This window comes from Streptococcus oralis, assembly GCF_001578705.1.
In the GTDB taxonomy this organism is placed as follows: Bacteria; Bacillota; Bacilli; order Lactobacillales; family Streptococcaceae; genus Streptococcus; species Streptococcus oralis_J.
In genome coordinates this window covers 411,343-430,353 of the sequence record NZ_KQ969037.1, presented here as the reverse complement: position 1 = coordinate 430,353, position 19,011 = coordinate 411,343, and the positions used below count along the sequence as shown (strand labels likewise).

Genomic DNA, 19,011 nt, shown 5'->3' with positions numbered 1-19,011 from the left:
CCTTTGGTCTCCCTCATCATTTTGAGGAGCTAAAAATACGGTAAAGGAGTATGTCTTGAAAAAGTTAGATCAAAATCAGGCCCCTATTTATGAAGGTCTGATTAAGCTAAGAAAGAAACGGATTGTTCCCTTTGATGTACCAGGTCACAAACGCGGACGGGGAAATCCAGAACTTGTTGAATTGTTGGGAGAAAAATGTGTCGGCATTGATGTCAATTCAATGAAACCATTGGATAATTTAGGCCATCCTATTTCGATTATTCGGGATTCAGAGGAACTAGCAGCTGATGCTTTTGGAGCAGCGCATGCCTTTCTCATGATTGGGGGAACAACTTCATCTGTTCAAACCATGATTCTTTCCACCTGCAAGGCAGGAGATAAGATTATTCTGCCACGTAATGTCCACAAATCTGCTATCAATGCGCTGGTTCTATGTGGTGCCATTCCCATCTATATCGAGATGAGTGTAGATCCTAAAATCGGCATCGCTTTAGGTCTTGAAAATGACCGTGTTGCGCAGGCAATTAAGGAGCATCCAGATGCCAAGGCCATTTTGATTAACAATCCTACTTACTATGGAATTTGTTCAGACCTCAAGGGTTTAACGGAAATGGCTCACGAAGCTGGCATGATGGTTTTAGTAGATGAAGCCCATGGAGCGCATCTGCATTTTACAGACAAATTGCCGCTATCTGCTATGGACGTTGGCGCTGATATGGCAGCGGTCTCTATGCATAAGTCTGGTGGGAGTTTGACCCAGAGCTCCATTTTACTTATTGGTAAGCAGATGAATCCTGAGTACGTTCGTCAGATCATCAATCTGACCCAGTCTACATCCGCCTCTTATTTGTTGATGGCTAGTTTGGATATTTCACGTCGCAACCTTGCTCTTCGCGGGAAAGAGTCATTTGAGAAAGTCATTGAGCTATCGGAGTACGCTCGTCGTGAAATAAATGCCATAGGTGGCTACTATGCCTACTCAAAGGAGTTAATAGACGGTGTGTCTGTCTGTGATTTTGATGTGACCAAGCTATCAGTTTACACTCAGGGTATTGGGCTAACAGGTATAGAGGTTTATGATCTCTTGCGAGATGAATACGATATTCAGATTGAATTCGGGGATATTGGCAATATATTGGCTTATATTTCTATTGGCGACCGCATCCAAGACATCGAGCGTTTGGTCGGTGCTTTGGCTGATATCAAGAGACTCTACTCAAGAGATGGAAAAGATTTGATTGCTGGAGAATATATCCAGCCCGAGTTGGTGCTGTCTCCACAAGAAGCCTTCTATTCAGAGAGAAGAAGTTTAACCTTGGATGAGTCTGTTGGACAGGTCTGTGGGGAATTTGTCATGTGTTATCCTCCAGGGATTCCAATCCTAGCACCAGGTGAACGCATTACACGAGAAATTGTAGACTATATCCAATTTGCCAAGGAACGTGGTTGCTCCCTCCAAGGGACAGAAGATCCAGAGGTCAATCACATCAACGTCATTAAGAGAAAGGAGAACTAGATGGATTTATGGTTTTCTGAAGTTCATACTCCGGATGTGAAATTGTCCTTGAGAACTGCCAAGCAACTCTATGCTGGAAAAAGTGAATGGCAGGATATCGAAGTCTTGGATACGCCAGCTTTTGGAAAAATACTGATTTTAAATGGGCATGTCTTGTTTTCAGATGCGGATGATTTCGTATACAACGAAATGACCGTTCACGTTCCCATGGCTGTCCACCCAAATCCTAAGAAAGTCTTGGTTATTGGAGGTGGCGACGGTGGTGTTGCCCAAGTATTAACTCTCTATCCTGAACTGGAGCAAATCGATATTGTGGAACCAGATGAGATGTTGGTTGAGGTCTGTCGTGAGTATTTCCCAGACTTTGCTGCAGGGCTAGATGATCCTCGTGTTACCATTTACTACCAAAATGGGCTACGCTTTTTGCGAAACTGTGAAGATGACTACGATATTATCATTAACGATGCGACAGATCCATTTGGACATACGGAAGGGCTCTTTACCAAGGAATTTTACGGAAATAGTTACAGAGCCTTGAAAGAAGACGGCATCATGATTTATCAGCATGGGAGTCCCTTCTTTGACGAGGATGAGTCAGCTTGTCGTAGCATGCACCGTAAGGTCAATCAAGCCTTTCCAATCAGCCGGGTTTATCAGGCCCATATTCCGACCAGTCCAGCTGGCTATTGGCTATTTGGATTTGCATCGAAAAAATACCACCCTGTTAAAGATTTTGATAAGGAAGGCTGGAAAAAACGCCAGCTTTTCACAGAATACTACACTGCAAACTTACATGTGGGAGCCTTTATGTTGCCTAAGTATGTAGAAGACATTTTAGAAGAAGAGGAAGGGAAAAAATGAGTCGTCTATTAGTTATCGGATGTGGGGGCGTTGCCCAAGTTGCTATTTCAAAGATTTGCCAAGATAGCGAAACATTTACAGAGATTATGATTGCTAGTCGTACAAAGTCAAAATGTGATGATTTGAAGGCTAAATTAGAAGGCAAAACAAGTACAAAGATTGAAACAGCTGCTCTTGATGCTGATAAGGTAGAAGAAGTGATTGCTTTGATTGAAAGCTACAAACCAGAAGTCGTTTTGAACGTAGCTTTACCATACCAAGACTTGACCATTATGGATGCTTGTTTGGCGACAGGTGTCCACTATATCGACACTGCTAACTATGAGGCTGAAGATACAGAAGATCCAGAATGGCGTGCCATCTACGAAAAACGCTGCAAGGAACTTGGTTTTACAGCCTACTTTGACTACTCATGGCAATGGGATTATCAGGAGAAATTCAAAGAAGCAGGTTTGACAGCTCTTCTTGGTTCTGGTTTTGACCCAGGTGTGACCAGTGTCTTTTCAGCTTATGCTCTGAAACACTATTTTGATGAGATCCACTATATCGATATTTTAGACTGTAATGGTGGTGACCACGGTTATCCGTTTGCGACTAACTTCAACCCAGAAATCAATCTACGCGAGGTTTCTGCGCCAGGTTCTTACTGGGAAGATGGAAAATGGGTCGAAGTCGAAGCAATGTCTATCAAGCGTGAGTACGATTTCCCTCAAGTTGGACAAAAAGACATGTATCTCCTTCACCATGAAGAAATTGAATCATTGGCTAAGAACATTCCTGGTGTCAAACGGATTCGTTTCTTTATGACCTTTGGGCAATCTTATCTAACGCACATGAAATGCTTGGAAAATGTCGGACTCCTTCGTACGGATACCATTAACTTTAACGGTCAAGAAATTGTGCCAATCCAATTCTTGAAAGCCTTGCTTCCAGACCCTGCAAGCCTTGGTCCACGCACAGTTGGGAAAACCAATATCGGCTGTATCTTTACAGGTGTCAAAGATGGCGTTGAAAAGACTATCTATATCTACAATGTTTGTGACCATCAGGAATGTTACGCAGAAGTTGGTTCACAAGCCATTTCTTACACGACTGGTGTTCCAGCCATGATTGGGACAAAATTGGTTATGAACGGTACTTGGAAACAACCTGGAGTTTACAACCTTGAAGAATTGGATCCAGATCCATTTATGGAAGCTTTGAATGAGTACGGCTTGCCATGGGTTGTGGTTGAAAATCCACAAATGGTGGACTGATGAAGTTAGAACAAGTACCAACACCAGCCTATGTCATTGACTTAGCCAAACTAGAAGACAATTGTAGGATTCTTCAACAAGTACAGGAAGAAGCGGGCTGCAGGGTTTTACTGGCCCAGAAGGCTTATTCACTCTACAAAACCTACCCCATGATTAGCCAGTATCTGTCTGGTACGACAGCTAGTGGACTCTATGAAGCGAAGCTGGCTAGAGAAGAATTCCCGGGGGAAGTCCATGTCTTTGCGCCTGCTTTCAAGGAATCAGATATGGAAGAGCTACTGCAAATATCTGACCATATCGTTTTTAACTCCGAGAGACAATTGCGTAAACACGGTCCTCGTTGCCGAGAGGCTGGTATCAGTATCGGTTTGCGCCTCAACCCACAGTGTTCAACTCAAGGAGATCACGCGCTCTACGATCCTTGTGCACCTGGCTCCCGTTTTGGAGTGATTTCAGACAAGATACCGAGTGATTTGCTGGACTTAGTGGATGGACTTCATTTTCATACCCTTTGTGAGCAAGGGGCGGATGATTTAGAGACAACCTTGAAAGCGGTAGAAGCTCAGTTTGGTCCTTATTTACATGAGGTCAAATGGCTCAATATGGGTGGCGGCCACCACATCACAAGAGAAGACTACGATGTGGATTTGCTGATTTCTGAGATTAAAAGAATTCGAGAAACTTACAATCTTGAAGTCTATATCGAGCCGGGTGAAGCTATTGCGCTCAATGCGGGTTATCTAGCAACTGAAGTATTGGATATTGTCGAAAACAGTATGGAAATCCTGGTTTTAGATGCCTCCGCGACCTGCCATATGCCAGATGTACTTGAAATGCCCTATCGTCCACCTTTGAGAAATGGATTTGAGGCGCAGGAAAAAATCCATACCTACAGACTTTCTTCCAATACCTGTCTGACGGGCGATGTGATTGGTGATTATAGTTTTGAAAATCCAGTCCAAATCGGTGATAGACTTTACTTTGAAGACATGGCAATCTACTCCTTTGTCAAAAATAATACCTTTAACGGTATTGGCTTGCCAAGTCTCTATCTTATGGACGAGCAAGGAGACTGCAGCTTAGTCAAAGCCTTCGGCTATCAAGACTTCAAAGGGAGATTATCATGATAGACAGTCCAAAGAAATTAGGCTATCGTATGCCAGCAGAGTACGAACCACACCATGGCACTCTCATGGTATGGCCAACTCGACCAGGATCATGGCCCTTTCAAGGAAAAGCTGCTAAGAAGGCCTTTAGCCAGATTATCAAGACCATAGCAGAAGGGGAAAGAGTTTACCTTTTGGTGGAGCAGGACTATCTATCTGAAGCCAAATCCTATCTTGGAGACAAGGTCGTTTATTTAGACATTCCCACCAACGATGCCTGGGCGCGTGATACGGGTCCGACTATTCTACTCAATGAAAAAAGAGAAAAGTTGGCAGTCGATTGGTCTTTCAATGCTTGGGGTGGTGCTGTTGATGGTCTCTACCAAGACTATGAAGATGATGACCAAGTAGCCAGTCGGTTTGCTGAGGTCTTGGAAATGCCTGTCTATGATGCCAAACCTTTTGTACTGGAAGGCGGAGCCATACACAGCGATGGTCAAGGAACCATTCTTGTGACTGAAAGCTGCTTACTCAGTCCTGGACGCAATTCCCACCTGTCTAAAGAGCAAATCGAAAACACCTTATTAGAGTGCCTGAGCGCTGAAAAAGTTATCTGGCTGCCATACGGTATTTATCAAGATGAGACAAACGAGCACGTTGATAATGTTGCAGCCTTTGTAGGTCCTGCAGAGCTTGTCTTGGCTTGGACAGATGATCAAAATGATCCTCAGTATGCCATGTCTGCAGCTGACCTTGAGCTCTTAGAGCAAGAAACAGATGCAAAAGGTCGTCACTTCACCATTCATAAATTGCCAATCCCAGCGCTTCATCAAGTTGTAACCGAAGAGGATTTGCCAGGCTACATCTATGAAGAAGGTGAAGAGGAGCGTTATGCAGGTGAACGTCTTGCAGCTTCCTATGTAAATTTCTATATTGCCAACAAGGCTGTCCTTGTTCCCCAATTTCAAGATAAAAACGACCAAGTTGCCCTAGATATCCTCAGCAAGTGTTTTCCAGACCGTAAGGTCATAGGAATACCAACCAGAGATATTCTCTTAGGTGGTGGCAATATTCACTGTATCACCCAACAAATCCCAGAATAGGAGAAAAAGATGAGAAATGTTAGAGTTGCAGCGATCCAGATGCAATGTGCCAAGGATGTGGCAACAAATATCCAAACAGCGGAACGTTTAGCTCGCCAAGCCGCAGACCAAGGCGCGCAAATCATTCTCTTGCCTGAATTATTTGAACGTCCCTATTTCTGTCAGGAACGCCAGTATGACTATTATCAGTATGCCCAGTCGGTGACAGAAAATACAGCCATTCAGCATTTTAAGATGCTTGCTAAGGAACTACAGGTTGTTCTACCGATTAGTTTTTATGAAAAAGATGGTAATGTCTTGTATAACTCTATTGCTGTCATTGATGCAGATGGAGAGGTACTGGGCGTTTATCGGAAGACCCACATACCAGATGACCATTATTATCAAGAAAAGTTTTACTTTACGCCTGGCAACACAGGTTTCAAGGTCTGGGATACTCGCTACGCTAAGATTGGGATTGGTATCTGTTGGGATCAATGGTTCCCTGAAACAGCGCGCTGTCTTGCTCTGAATGGTGCTGAATTGCTCTTTTATCCAACAGCCATCGGTTCAGAGCCAATTTTGGATACGGATAGTTGTGGACATTGGCAACGTACCATGCAAGGCCACGCAGCAGCAAATATTGTTCCAGTCATTGCAGCCAATCGTTATGGTTTGGAAGAAGTCACTCCTAGTGAGGAAAATGGCGGACAGAGTTCCAGTCTTGACTTCTACGGTTCGTCCTTTATGACGGATGAAACAGGAGCTATTCTAGAGCGAGCTGACAGGCAAGGTGAGGCTGTTCTGTTAGCAACTTATGACCTTGACAAGGGAGCAAGCGAACGCCTCAACTGGGGCTTGTTTCGAGATAGAAGACCAGAAATGTACCAACGAATTACGGACTAGAAGGTAACTTTCAGAATAAACTTTTGATATTCACGCCTGTCTTACAAAAATGTAAGATAGGCTTTTTAAATGTAAGATAGGTGTACGATTATATGTAGAAATGTATGCTATACTCTATGTAGATCAAAAAGAAAGAGGTTTATTATGAAAAAATGGAATGCGACACAGTTGAAGTACCTGATGGCGGCAGTAATGGTTCTAGACCATATCCCTCATATCACAGGGATCGTTTCTCCTCTGTGGGAAGGTATTTTCCACGCTATGACCCGTTGTGTGGGAGTTTGGTTTGCCTATATGGCTATGGAAGGATTTATCCATACTCGAAACCTGAGAGACTACCTCATCCGCCTCTGGTCTTGGGCGCTTATCATGTTTGCTGGAAATAGCCTCCTCAATGCCCTATTTGCATCTAAAGGAGTAATGGTCACTAATAACATTTTTCTGACTCTGGCCATCGGTGTCACCATGCTTTGGATTGGTTTTCCTCGAAAAGAGTTGGATCAAAAAGAGAAGTTGTGGCGTCGGATTGGGCTTGCTGGTCTCTTGATTTTCGGTTGTCTTTTTACTGAGGGTGGTATCACCATGCTACCATTTCTCTTGATTAGTTACTCTTGTCGAAATCGTAAGGGATTGCGAAATCTCCTCTATACTCTACTTTGGGCCTTCCTGTTAGTGACTTCTATCCATACCTATGACACTTGGTACCAAACCTTGGAAATGATGCTTTACAATTCTGACTGGCTCTTTATCACCGTATTTCCTTTTATGGCCTTGTATAATGGACAGCGAGGACAAGAAACCAGTTGGAGTAAATATTTCTTTTATATTTTCTACCCGGCTCATCTATGGATCATAGCTTTGATTGCTTATTTGGTTAAGTAGATTCAATTTTCATTAGCTCCTTCTTGCTTAAAATGTGAGAGAAGCTTTTCTGTATCTGGAATTCCTAATAAAACATGTTATAATAGTTTTAGAAAGGACGAGGTTTATGGCAAGCATACTTGTAATTGAAGATAATAATGAAATCCAGGAAATCTTAAGAACCCTTCTTGCAGAGGAACACGAGGTGATACAAGCCTTTTCTGGTACGGAAGGTATCATGCAATTTGACAAAGGAGGCATTGATCTCGTTTTGCTAGATATCATGCTTCCTGGGAAAAATGGCGACCAAGTCTTGCAAGCCATTCGACAAACTAGTCAGACTCCGGTCATCATGCTCACTGCTTTGGGTGATAAAAAGTTCATCAGCCAATATCTACTAGACGGTGCCAATGATTATGTAGTGAAACCTTTTGATTTGGACGAAGTCTTTGCCAGAGTCACCGTGCAATTACGCCAAAGTGGTGAACATCAGTCAGGAGATCGAAGAGAAATTGATAACCTCGCACAAAGCTTTAAAAATATCCAGTTCGATGCGGATAGTTTTGAAATAAGTAACGCAACTGAAACCATTCGCCTTGCAAAGAAAGAGTGTCAGATTCTCCAAATGTTGCTCCAGTATCCTAAAAAGATCTTCACCAAAGAAGAACTCTATGAATTGATTTGGGAAGAAAGTTACCTGCCTGGAGACAATACGCTCAACACCCATCTAAGCAATCTCCGTAAAAAACTGCATCAACTGGATCCAAATCACGAGTACATCGAAACCATTTGGGGAGTTGGTGTTCGATTAAAAGGAGATAAGTAATGATTTACATTTTGATATCAATATTACTCCTTACTAACATTATTTTGGCGATTTCTTTGATTCGCTATCATATAGCAATTAAAGATTTAAGCAGACAAATCGAAGAAAAGATTCGCTCTGGTAGCATGAAGAGGATCGGTGTAAATTTCTTTTCAAAGACCATTTTGCGACTACATAACCAAATTGAGAATCTATTTCAAGAAGTGGAAGAGAATCAGCTAATCATGAAGCGTGAAAAACGCACCCTAGATATGGCAATCAGTAACATCGCTCATGATATTCGGACACCTTTGACAATCGCTTCAGGATATACTCAGCAACTAATAAAACACCCCGATAATAGTTCAGAAACCTTAAATAAAATAGCTCATCATCAGGATTTGGTTTCCAAACGTTTGGAGGCTCTCCTCGAATACCGTCATTTGATGGAAGGAGCAGTCAAACCGAAACTGGAAGAGCTTGATTTATCAACTTTTATAACAAAGAAGACTTTAGCCTATTACGACGTTTTTCAGTCATCACAGATTGTTCTTGATTTTAACGTTGAACCAGGATTGAAAACGACGACTGATGAGGACTTGCTTGATCGAATTATACAAAATCTCCTTGGAAATGTTCTCAAGCACGGCAAGGAGAAAGCTCGACTTTCTTTGAAAAAGGAAGAAAAGGGGCTTGTTTTGGAAATTGATAATCTTGTCAAAAAACCAATCAAGAATATAGACAATCTCAGCAATCGTTTTTATTCTGAAAATCTATCAGACACAGAAGAATCCTCTGGTTTAGGTCTCTATATTACCGAGGAATTAGTTCATCTTCTTGGAGCAGTTATGAAGCTAGTTGCTGATGAAGAATGGTTTTCGGTTTTCATTTATTTTTAACAGAAGAACCTCCTCTATAAGATTAGAGGAGGCTTTATTTATAAGCTTTTCTTCTTGAAAATGGTAAGGCCACTAAGAGAGAAGATAAGGATGACAACTACGCAAACCGTGATTGTATAGAGAATAGATTGACTATTACTAGTCATAGCATAGGCAAAATTTAAGTTTAAATATCGTAGAATTTCAATGTCTGGGAAAATAAACATTGGCACAGAAAGGATGATAGAACTAATCAGATAACCAATAAATACAGCAAGATAAGAATGAGTCAGGTAGAGAATAAAGGAAACAATCGAAAGCCAAGCGAGAAGGCAGAGAAATTGAAGGGAAATCGTCAAGAGGAGATTAGTAACAAAACCATCAGGCATTGTACCAAGTCCGTTTAGTAGAGTCGCGGGAATAAAGGCAATCACAAGACTGGTGATGAGTTGTAAGAGAGCGATACTTGCTAGAACAAAGAATTTAGCAAGGAAAAATTCTGTACGAGAGACGCCAACTGTCAAACTATTTTTATAGAGCTTACCGATTAGATCCACTCCGAGAACTAAACATGTTAGAATAATGCAGAGAAAAATGAGGTTTGAATCATTGCTAGACGCATTGATAAGAGCTTGAATACCGTCCCAACCATGGGTTGGAGTCTCTGGTGGTGCTGTCTGAACGGACATTAGATGTCCTGTAGCGCCAATAGTGGCACCCATTAGCAAGAGTACAAAGAGAATGAATTCTGTAATCCAGAATCCTTTGGAGCGAAAAAGACGGTAAAAATCTGCTTGAATGGTGTGTATCATGATTTTTCTCCTATTCTACCAATTGTGTGAAGTATTCTTCTAGGTTTTGACGGGCAAAGTAAATCTCTTCAATAGAAACATCTGCCAAAGTTAGTTGCTTAAGAATCTGTTTGACATCGTGTTCATTACCAAAGATATGGATTTCATTGTCAGGATTGACAACCTTAAACTGGAGCTGGATTTGTTCTTTCAATACCTGACAAGCTCTTTCTTTGTCGCTTGTTTTAAGCACAATATAATCCTCACTCAGTGTTTCAAACTCAGCTTTACTGATTTCACGGATAATCTTACCTTGATCCAAAATTCCAAAGCGATTAGCTAAAAGATAGAGTTCTGACAAGATATGGCTAGAGATGAGGATGGTTATGCCTTTTTCTTGATTGAGCCGCTGGATCATGAGACGAAATTCTTTGATTCCAATTGGGTCGAGGCCGTTAATGGGCTCATCAAGAATCAGGAAGTCGGGTTTTGATAGGAGGGCAATGGCAATGCCAAGTCTTTGTTTCATTCCTAGTGAGAAATCACGAAAGACTTTTTTTCCTGTATCTGACAACCCAACATAGTCCAAGGTCTCATGAATCACCTTATCAGCATTTGGAATATGACGTATCATACAATAATATTTCAGATTCTGGTATGCTGTTAAGTGATTATGGGCTACAGGCGATTCGATAACTGAACCTACTCGAGATAGAGCTTTGGTCCACTCATTTTGTTCTTGACTAGAAAAGAGGGAAATAGTTCCTTTATCCGCAAACAGTAGTTGTGTAATGATTTTGGTAAGAGTAGTTTTACCTGCTCCGTTTTTTCCAATTAGACCATAAATATCTCCCTCTTTTATGGTTAGACTAAGATCTTGAAGAATAGCTTGTTGTCTGAATTGTTTGGTCAGTCCATGAATTTCGAGTACTGTTTTCATGATTTTCTCCTTTTGATTTGTTTTACTAACTTTAGTATAAGGTATAGAAATCAAAGAAACATCAAGTAATTCTAAAGAGTTTCTAAAGTTTTGTGCTTCTTAAAAAAACAAAACCCAGTTGACATTGAACTGGGCTTTTTTACTATAAAATATACTTCTCAATCGCACGCGCAACGCCGTCTTCTTCGTTGCTAGCTGTAACGGCATTAGCAAGGGATTTGACATGGTCACTGGCATTTCCCATTGCAATGCCAAGTCCTGCAAACTGAAGCATTTCGATATCGTTATTGGCATCGCCCATGGCCATAATTTCTGAGGGCTCGATTTTTAAAATCGCTGCTAGTCGTGAAAGAGCAGTAGCCTTGGTCGTTCCAAGGGGCATGGCTTCATATATGACAGGCTGCGAACGAACTCCACTAAATCGTTGGCAGAGCTCCTTAGCGAATCGCCGCTCAAAATCATCTGTTTGCTCTTTTGTTCCTAAAAACATGCCTTGGAACATACGATACTTACCACTAGTAGCTTCCTCAAGGGAAATTTCAGTCAGGTTTGAAAAGACTAGTTTGGCATCATTTTGAACGATTTGATTAGGCTTACCACTGAGAACAAAATAATGTTCCTCATCAAAAAGAGTCAACTGGACGTCGCTTTTTTCAGCTAGGTCATAGAGGTATTCAATGTCAGCTGGACTGAGTTCTTGCCAGTCAACTAGACTCAAATCACTGGTCTGGTGGGTTGAGCAACCATTGTTAGCAATGAGGTATTCGTTTTCTAGATCTAGACCAAGTTTTGCATAGTAAGGTAGGACACCAAAAAGAGGACGACCTGTACAGAGAACCAATTTCACCCCTTTTTCGATAGCTTGATGAATGGCAGTAATGTGGGCTTGCGGTATTTCCTTGGCTTCATTAAGGAGGGTTCCGTCCATATCCAAGGCTAGTAGTTTAATCATAAGACTTCCTTTTCTAGATGTTTTGCTTTTATTATAGCATATTTTGGTAATGAGGAGACAGAATCTTCTGTTAAAACATGGTATAATAAAAGGTAATGAAAAATTCCAACGAGGCTGAGATGAAATTACTTTATACTGATATTCGGACTTCTTTGACTGAAATTTTAACGAGAGAAGCGGAAGAGCTAGTTGCTGCGGGCAAGCGGGTCTTCTACATCGCGCCCAACTCTCTTTCATTTGAAAAAGAACGCGCTGTGCTGGAATGCTTGTCCCAGCAGGCTTCTTTTGCGATTACCGTCACGCGTTTTGCTCAGATGGCTCGTTATCTAGTTTTAAATGATTTGCCTACAAAGACCAGTCTAGATGACATCGGTCTTGGGATGGCTTTTTATAAATGTCTTGCAGAACTAGATCCTAAAGAGTTGCGAGTTTATGGTGCGATTAAACAAGATCCTCAGTTTATCCAGCAGTTGATTGAACTTTATCATGAGATGATGACTGCTCAGATGAGTTTTTTGGACTTGGAAAGTTTGACTGATGAGGATAAACGAGCAGATTTACTCTTGATTTTTGAGAAAGTAACTGCTTATCTCAATCAAAGCCAGTTGGCTCAGGGAAGTCAATTGTCCCATTTGATTGAGGCTATTGAGAATGACAATGTAAGTAGTGATTTCAGTCAGATTGCCTTGGTTATTGATGGCTTTACCCGTTTTTCTGCTGAGGAAGAGCGTGTAGTGGATCTACTCCATCGCAAAGATACCGAGATTGTTATTGGGGCCTATGCAAGCAAGAAAGCCTATACCAGTCCGTTCACTGAAGGAAATCTCTATCAAGCCAGTGTGGAATTCCTCCATCATTTGGGGGCAAAATACCAAACACCTGCTCAGGATCGTTCTCAGACACATGAGAAAATGGATAGTTTTGACAAGGCTTCTCGTTTGCTGGAGTCTTCTTATGACTTCTCAGAACTCGCTTTGGATATCGATGAGAAGGACCGTGAAAACCTGCAAATTTGGTCTTGCTTGACGCAAAAAGAGGAGTTGGAGCTGGTAGCCCGTAGCATTCGTCAGAAATTACATGACCATCCAGAACTAAGTTACAAGCATTTTCGTATTCTCTTGGGTGATGTAGCTTCTTATCAGTTATCTCTCAAAACCATTTTTGACCAGTACCAGATACCATTCTATCTTGGTAGAAGTGAATCCATGGCCCATCATCCCTTTACCCAGTATGTCGAATCTATTTTTCGTTTGAAACATTACCGTTTCCGTCAGGAGGATTTGATTAATCTCCTCAGAACTGGTTTGTATACTGACCTTAGCCAAGCGGATATTGATGCTTTTGAACAATATCTCCGCTATCTTGGCATCAATGGCATGCCAGCTTTTCAGCAGACCTTTACCAAATCCCACCACGGAAAATTTGATTTAGAGCGTCTAAATTCTCTTCGTCTGCGAGTTTTGGCACCACTTGAAACCTTATTTGCCAGTCGGAAGCAAAAGACTGAAAATCTCTTGCAAAAGTGGACTATTTTTCTAAAAAATGCTACCTTAAGCAAGCAGATGCAAGAATTGACAGCTACTATGGATACTCTAGAACAGGAAAGACAAGCCGAAGTTTGGAAAGCCTTCTGTCATGTTTTAGAACAATTTGCGACGGTTTTTGCTGGTTCACAAGTTAGTCTAGAGGATTTCCTATCCTTGCTCCATTCTGGAATGAGTTTGTCCCAGTATCGCACCATTCCAGCGACAGTGGACACCGTTCTGGTGCAGAGTTACGATCTGATTGCCCCTCTGACAGCTGACTTTGTCTACGCCATCGGGCTGACTCAGGATCATTTACCAAAAATCGCGCAAAACACCAGTCTTTTGACAGACGAAGAAAGACAAAGTTTAAACCAAGCAACTGAAGAGGGAGCGCAATTACTAATTGCAAGTAGTGAAAACCTCAAGAAAAATCGCTACACCATGCTTTCCTTAGTTAATGCTGCCCGCAAGCAGTTGATTTTGTCAGCTCCAAGTCTTCTCAATGAAAATGAGAGCAAGGAATCGGCCTATCTTCAGGAACTGGTGAGTTTTGGATTTAATCGGATAGAGAAGAAGATTCATCACAAAGGTCTGTCTAAGGATGATATGGGTTCTTATCACAGTCTTTTGTCTAGTCTGGTTGCTTATCATCAGCAGGGCGATACGGGTGAAAGGGAGCAAGATTTGACCTTTGTTAAGGTTCTGGCGCGTGTCATGGGTAAAAAACTTGATCAAAAAGGCCTTGCAAATCCTGCTATCCCAACTAGCCCAAGCAGCAAGCCATTAGAGAAAGAGACCTTGCAGGCTCTCTATCCAGCTGACAAAGAGTTTTACCTGTCTACCTCTGGTTTGACGGAGTTTTACCGCAATGAATATAGTTATTTCCTCCGTTATGTCTTAGGTTTGCAGGAAGAAGTGCGCCTGCGTCCGGATGCCCGCAGTCATGGTAATTTCTTGCACCGTATTTTTGAACGTGCCTTGAAACTCCCTGCTGAAAATCCATTTGACCAACGTTTGGAGCAAGCCATTCAAGAAACTAGTCAAGAACGGGAATTTGAAGTCATTTATCAAGAAAGTTTGGAAGCCCAGTTTACCAAGGAAGTTCTGCTTGATGTCGCTCGGACAACTGGGCATATCCTTCGGCATAATCCAGCTATCGAAACCATTCAAGAGGAGGCAACATTTGGTGGCAAGGATCAGGCCTTTATTCAATTGGATAATGGTCGGAGTGTGCATGTTCGAGGAAAGGTTGACCGTATTGACCGCCTGAAAGCTGATGGAGCACTGGGAGTGGTAGACTACAAGTCTAGTTTGACCCAGTTCCAGTTTCCTCATTTCTTCAATGGGCTTAATTCCCAACTGCCTACCTATCTTGCTGCCCTAAAAAGTCAAGGGGAGCAGAACTTTTTCGGCGCTATGTACTTAGAAATGGCTGAACCTGTCCAATCTCTGTTGACCGTTAAGAGTTTGGCTGGAGCAGTAGCTGAAGCCAGCAAGTCAATGAAATACCAGGGACTCTTTTTAGAAAAAGAAAGCAGTCATTTGGGCGAATTTTACAACAAAAACAAGGCCAATCAGCTGACAGACGAGGAATTCCAGCTCTTACTAGACTACAATGCCCATCTGTACAAGAAGGCTACTGAGAAGATTTTACAAGGCCAGTTTGCCATCAATCCCTATACCGAAAATGGCAGAAGTATTGCCCCATACGTCCAGCAACATCAGGCTATTACTGGCTTTGAGGCTAATTACCACTTGGGACAAGCCCGTTTCCTAGAGAAGTTGGACTTATCTGATGGCAAGCGTCTGGTCGGAGAAAAACTCAAGCAAGCTTGGTTTGAGAAAATGAGAGAGGAGTTGAATCGATGAAGCCCATTTCCTTTTTAACTGAGGAAGAAATTCAAAAACTGCAAGAAGCAGAAGCGAGTTCGAACAAGGAACAGAAGAAAACTGCCGAGCAAATTGAAGCCATTTATACGGCAGGGCAAAATATCCTAGTTTCAGCGTCTGCTGGTTCAGGGAAGACCTTTGTTATGGCCGAGCGCATTCTTGACCAATTAGCCCGTGGTGTAGAAATCAGTCAACTCTTTATCTCGACCTTTACCGTTAAGGCTGCTACTGAACTCAAAGAGCGCTTGGAGAAAAAAATCAGCCAACAAATCCAAGAAAGTAACGATGTCGATCTCAAACAACACTTGGGACGCCAGTTGGCAGATCTACCAAACGCTGCCATCGGAACCATGGACTCCTTCACACAAAAGTTTCTCGGCAAACATGGCTATCTGATTGATATTGCACCAAATTTTCGTATTTTACAAAATGAAAGTGAACAGTTAATCTTAAAAAACGAAGTTTTTCGTCAAGTTTTTGAAGCCCATTACCAAGGTGAGAATAAAGAGAAATTTAGTAGCTTAGTGAAGAACTTTGCTGGACGTGGCAAGGATGAACGAGGTCTACGCCAACAAGTCTACAAAATCTATGATTTCCTTCAATCCACCAGTAGCCCCCAAAAATGGCTGAACGAGTCTTTTCTCAAAGGGTTTGAAAAAGCTGACTTTGCAAATGAGAAAGACAAACAAACTGAGCAAATCAAGCAGGCGCTTTGGGACTTGGAAAGTTTCCTCCGTTATCATCTGGATAACGATGCTAAGGAGTTTCCAAAAGCTGCCTATTTAGAAAATGTGCAGCTGGTTCTGGATGAAATTGGCTCCTTAAATCAAGAGTCCGATAGCCAGGCTTATCAAGCAGTGCTTGCGCGTATTGTTGCAATCTCGAAGGAGAAAAACGGTCGAGCTCTGGCTAACTCCAGTCGTAAGGCCGATTTAAAACCACTGGCTGATGCCTATAACGATGAGAGAAAGGCCCAGTTTGCTAAACTAGGACAACTGGCGGACCAGATAACGATTCTCGACTACCAAGAACGTTATCATGAAGATACTTGGGAGCTAGGTAAAACCTTCCAAACCTTTATGAGCGATTTTGTAGAGGCTTATCGAGAACGTAAACGCCAGGAAAATGCTTTTGAATTCGCTGATATCAGTCATTGCACCATTGAGATTTTAGAGAATTTTCCGCAAGTCCGCGAGGCTTATCAGGAACGATTCCACGAAGTCATGGTCGATGAGTATCAGGATACCAATCACATTCAAGAACGGATGCTGGAATTGCTGTCTAATGGCCACAATCGCTTTATGGTGGGGGATATCAAGCAGTCTATCTACCGTTTCCGTCAGGCAGACCCGCAGATTTTCAATGAAAAATTCCAACGCTATACGAAAAATCCTCAAGAAGGCAGGTTGATTCTTCTTAAAGAAAATTTCCGTAGTAGTTCAGAAGTGCTGTCAGCAACCAATGATGTTTTTGAACGTCTCATGGACCAAGAGGTCGGCGAAATCAACTATGACAGCATGCACCAGCTTGTTTTTGCCAATACCAAACTAACTCCTAATCCAGAAAACAAGGCAGAATTTCTCCTCTACGATAAGGACGATAGTGGGCAAGAAGAGGAAGAGAGCCAAACAGAAACGAAACTCACAGGAGAAATGCGCCTAGTCATCAAGGAAATCTTGAAACTTCATCAGGAAAAAGGTGTTGCCTTCAAAGAAATTGCCCTTTTGACTTCCAGTCGCAGTCGAAATGACCAAATTCTCCTCGCCTTGTCTGAGTATGGGATCCCTGTCAAAACCGACGGTGAGCAAAACAATTATCTCCAATCCCTAGAAGTGCAAGTCATGTTGGATACGCTGCGAGTCATTCACAATCCCCTGCAAGACTACGCCTTGGTTGCCCTTATGAAGTCTCCAATGTTTGGTTTTGATGAGGACGAGTTGGCACGCTTATCCCTTCAGAAAGCAGAGGACAAAGTCCAAGAAAATCTCTATGAGAAACTGGTCAATGCTCAAAAACAGGATACCGTCCAAAAAGACTTGATTCACACAGAACTAGCTGAGAAACTAAATCAATTCATGGATATTTTGGATTCTTGGCGCCTCTATGCCAAAACCCACTCTCTCTATGACTTGATTTGGAAGATTTACAATGACCGTTTTTACTATGATTATGTTGGCGCATTGCCAAACGGTCCAGCTAGACAGGCTAATCTCTATGCCCTAGCTCTGCGCGCTGACCAGTTTGAAAAGAGTAATTTCAAGGGCTTGTCGCGTTTTATACGTATGATTGACCAAGTCCTAGAAGCCCAGCACGATCTCGCAAGCGTAGCCGTCGCACCGCCTAAAGATGCCGTGGAACTTATGACTATTCACAAGAGCAAAGGGTTGGAGTTCCCTTATGTCTTTATCCTCAACATGGATCAGGACTTCAACAAGCAAGACTCGATGTCAGAAGTCATTCTCAGCCGTCAAAATGGGCTTGGTGTCAAATACATTGCCAAGGTGGAAACAGGAGCAGTGGAAGCACACTATCCTAAAACCATCAAACTCTCCATTCCTAGTCTGACTTATACGCAGAATGAGAAAGAACTACAACTGGCTAGCTATTCAGAGCAGATGCGTCTGCTGTATGTTGCCATGACGAGAGCTGAGAAAAAGCTCTATCTTGTCGGTAAGGGATCTCGTGAAAAGCTAGAAGTCAAGGAATATCCAGCAGCAAACAATGGAAAATTAGATAGCAATACCAGACTGCAAGCAAGAAATTTCCAAGATTGGATCTGGGCTATCAGTAAAGTATTTGCCAAGGACAATCTCAACTTTAGCTATCATTTTGTTGGTGAAGACCAGTTGACTAGGGAAGCTATCGGTGAATTGGAAAACAAGAGCCCTCTACAAGATAGTTCTCAAGCAGACAACCGCCAGTCTGAAACGATTAAAGAATCCCTTGAAATGCTGAAAGAGGTGGAAGTTTATAATACTCTTCACCGCGCAGCTATTGAGCTTCCTAGTGTTCAAACCCCAAGTCAAATCAAGAAATTCTACGAACCTGTTATGGATATGGAAGGTGTTCGAATTGCTAACCAAACTCAATCAACTGAGAAAAAAATCAGCTTTGATTTACCAGATTTTTCAACTAAAGAAAAGGTAACTGGAGCTGAGATTGGTAGTGCCACTCATGAACTTATGCAGAGAATTGACCTCAGTCAGCAACCAACACTTGCTAGTCTAACAGAAACACTCAAACAAGTTCAGATTAGTCCAGCTGTGAGAGACAAGATCAATCTTTCTAAAATTCTCGCCTTCTTTGAAACACCACTTGGTCAGGAAATTCTCGCTAATACCGACCATCTCTACCGCGAGCAACCTTTCTCCATGCTCAAAAAAGATCAAAAAAGTCAGGAAGACTTTGTTGTTCGTGGGATCTTGGACGGCTATCTACTTTATGAGGACAGAATTATTCTTTTCGACTATAAGACAGACCGTTACGATGAACCAAGTCAACTCATAGACCGCTATCGTGGTCAGTTAGCTCTATATGGTGAGGCCTTATCACGAGCCTATTTGATTGAAAACATAGAAAAATACTTGATTTTGCTCGGAAAAGACGAGGTTCAAGTTGTAAAAGTATAATCTAGAAAGGAG

Annotated in this window: 14 protein-coding genes; 11 read left to right on the top strand and 3 right to left on the bottom strand. The window is 42.1% G+C overall.

Translation table 11 applies throughout. The annotated features are described in order from the left end of the window. Positions 1 to 55 precede the first annotated feature (55 nt). The 9 genes from SORDD05_RS02110 to SORDD05_RS02070 all read left to right on the top strand — a co-directional run bounded on the left by SORDD05_RS02110 (position 56) and on the right by SORDD05_RS02070 (position 9,292). Complete coding sequence (locus tag SORDD05_RS02110) at positions 56 to 1,516, top strand: aminotransferase class I/II-fold pyridoxal phosphate-dependent enzyme (RefSeq protein ID WP_061416885.1); 1,461 nt, start codon at positions 56 to 58, stop codon at positions 1,514 to 1,516. Next, positions 1,517 to 2,377, top strand: a complete 861-nt coding sequence (speE, locus tag SORDD05_RS02105) for a polyamine aminopropyltransferase (RefSeq protein WP_000366713.1) — start codon at positions 1,517 to 1,519, stop codon at positions 2,375 to 2,377. Then, positions 2,374 to 3,633 (top strand): saccharopine dehydrogenase family protein, encoded by a 1,260-nt coding sequence (locus tag SORDD05_RS02100; RefSeq protein WP_061416884.1) that lies wholly within the window; start codon positions 2,374 to 2,376, stop codon positions 3,631 to 3,633. The genes speE and SORDD05_RS02100 overlap by 4 nt, the downstream gene beginning before the upstream one ends. Further along, on the top strand, positions 3,633 to 4,760 hold the full coding sequence (gene nspC / locus SORDD05_RS02095) for a carboxynorspermidine decarboxylase (RefSeq protein WP_061416883.1): 1,128 nt from the start codon (positions 3,633 to 3,635) through the stop codon (positions 4,758 to 4,760). Before SORDD05_RS02100 ends, nspC begins: the two co-directional genes overlap by 1 nt. Then, positions 4,757 to 5,842 (top strand): agmatine deiminase, encoded by a 1,086-nt coding sequence (gene aguA / locus SORDD05_RS02090; RefSeq protein WP_061416882.1) that lies wholly within the window; start codon positions 4,757 to 4,759, stop codon positions 5,840 to 5,842. Before nspC ends, aguA begins: the two co-directional genes overlap by 4 nt. A gap of 9 nt (positions 5,843 to 5,851) precedes the next feature. Continuing rightward, positions 5,852 to 6,727, top strand: coding sequence for an N-carbamoylputrescine amidase (gene aguB / locus SORDD05_RS02085; RefSeq protein WP_061416881.1), 876 nt, complete (start codon positions 5,852 to 5,854; stop codon positions 6,725 to 6,727). Between the two features lie 144 nt (positions 6,728 to 6,871). Then, positions 6,872 to 7,609 (top strand): TraX family protein, encoded by a 738-nt coding sequence (locus SORDD05_RS02080; protein WP_061416880.1) that lies wholly within the window; start codon positions 6,872 to 6,874, stop codon positions 7,607 to 7,609. 106 nt (positions 7,610 to 7,715) lie between these two features. Continuing rightward, complete coding sequence (locus tag SORDD05_RS02075) at positions 7,716 to 8,414, top strand: response regulator transcription factor (RefSeq protein ID WP_061416879.1); 699 nt, start codon at positions 7,716 to 7,718, stop codon at positions 8,412 to 8,414. Continuing rightward, positions 8,414 to 9,292 carry a sensor histidine kinase gene (locus tag SORDD05_RS02070; protein WP_061416878.1) on the top strand — a complete coding sequence of 293 codons (879 nt, stop codon included), beginning with the start codon at positions 8,414 to 8,416 and terminating at the stop codon, positions 9,290 to 9,292. Before SORDD05_RS02075 ends, SORDD05_RS02070 begins: the two co-directional genes overlap by 1 nt. Positions 9,293 to 9,330: 38 nt before the next feature. Here SORDD05_RS02070 and SORDD05_RS02065 read toward each other — a convergent pair whose 3' ends face one another. From SORDD05_RS02065 to SORDD05_RS02055, 3 genes are all read right to left on the bottom strand, one after another. After that, positions 9,331 to 10,083 (bottom strand): ABC transporter permease, encoded by a 753-nt coding sequence (locus tag SORDD05_RS02065; RefSeq protein WP_061416877.1) that lies wholly within the window; start codon positions 10,081 to 10,083, stop codon positions 9,331 to 9,333. Positions 10,084 to 10,093: 10 nt separating this feature from the next. After that, positions 10,094 to 11,002 carry an ATP-binding cassette domain-containing protein gene (locus SORDD05_RS02060; RefSeq protein ID WP_061416876.1) on the bottom strand — a complete coding sequence of 303 codons (909 nt, stop codon included), beginning with the start codon at positions 11,000 to 11,002 and terminating at the stop codon, positions 10,094 to 10,096. A gap of 142 nt (positions 11,003 to 11,144) precedes the next feature. Beyond that, the gene (locus SORDD05_RS02055; RefSeq protein ID WP_061416875.1) at positions 11,145 to 11,954 is read right to left on the bottom strand and encodes a Cof-type HAD-IIB family hydrolase; all 810 of its coding nucleotides are present in this window, start codon (positions 11,952 to 11,954) and stop codon (positions 11,145 to 11,147) included. A gap of 119 nt (positions 11,955 to 12,073) precedes the next feature. On the opposite strand from SORDD05_RS02055, the gene rexB reads away from it, so the two are divergent. Then, complete coding sequence (gene rexB, locus SORDD05_RS02050) at positions 12,074 to 15,349, top strand: ATP-dependent nuclease subunit B (RefSeq protein WP_061416874.1); 3,276 nt, start codon at positions 12,074 to 12,076, stop codon at positions 15,347 to 15,349. Beyond that, entirely contained in the window at positions 15,346 to 18,999 is a 3,654-nt protein-coding gene (gene addA, locus SORDD05_RS02045; protein ID WP_061416873.1) for a helicase-exonuclease AddAB subunit AddA, read from the top strand. The genes rexB and addA overlap by 4 nt, the downstream gene beginning before the upstream one ends. The last annotated feature ends 12 nt before the right edge of the window (positions 19,000 to 19,011 follow it).

Coding starts and splice junctions, on each gene's coding strand:
- speE (WP_000366713.1), top strand. CDS start 1,517: ATGGATTTATGGTTTTCTGAAGTTCATACTCCGGATGTGAAATTGTCC.
- SORDD05_RS02100 (WP_061416884.1), top strand. CDS start 2,374: ATGAGTCGTCTATTAGTTATCGGATGTGGGGGCGTTGCCCAAGTTGCT.
- nspC (WP_061416883.1), top strand. CDS start 3,633: ATGAAGTTAGAACAAGTACCAACACCAGCCTATGTCATTGACTTAGCC.
- aguA (WP_061416882.1), top strand. CDS start 4,757: ATGATAGACAGTCCAAAGAAATTAGGCTATCGTATGCCAGCAGAGTAC.
- aguB (WP_061416881.1), top strand. CDS start 5,852: ATGAGAAATGTTAGAGTTGCAGCGATCCAGATGCAATGTGCCAAGGAT.
- SORDD05_RS02080 (WP_061416880.1), top strand. CDS start 6,872: ATGAAAAAATGGAATGCGACACAGTTGAAGTACCTGATGGCGGCAGTA.
- SORDD05_RS02075 (WP_061416879.1), top strand. CDS start 7,716: ATGGCAAGCATACTTGTAATTGAAGATAATAATGAAATCCAGGAAATC.
- SORDD05_RS02070 (WP_061416878.1), top strand. CDS start 8,414: ATGATTTACATTTTGATATCAATATTACTCCTTACTAACATTATTTTG.
- SORDD05_RS02065 (WP_061416877.1), bottom strand. CDS start 10,083: ATGATACACACCATTCAAGCAGATTTTTACCGTCTTTTTCGCTCCAAA.
- SORDD05_RS02060 (WP_061416876.1), bottom strand. CDS start 11,002: ATGAAAACAGTACTCGAAATTCATGGACTGACCAAACAATTCAGACAA.
- SORDD05_RS02055 (WP_061416875.1), bottom strand. CDS start 11,954: ATGATTAAACTACTAGCCTTGGATATGGACGGAACCCTCCTTAATGAA.
- rexB (WP_061416874.1), top strand. CDS start 12,074: ATGAAATTACTTTATACTGATATTCGGACTTCTTTGACTGAAATTTTA.
- addA (WP_061416873.1), top strand. CDS start 15,346: ATGAAGCCCATTTCCTTTTTAACTGAGGAAGAAATTCAAAAACTGCAA.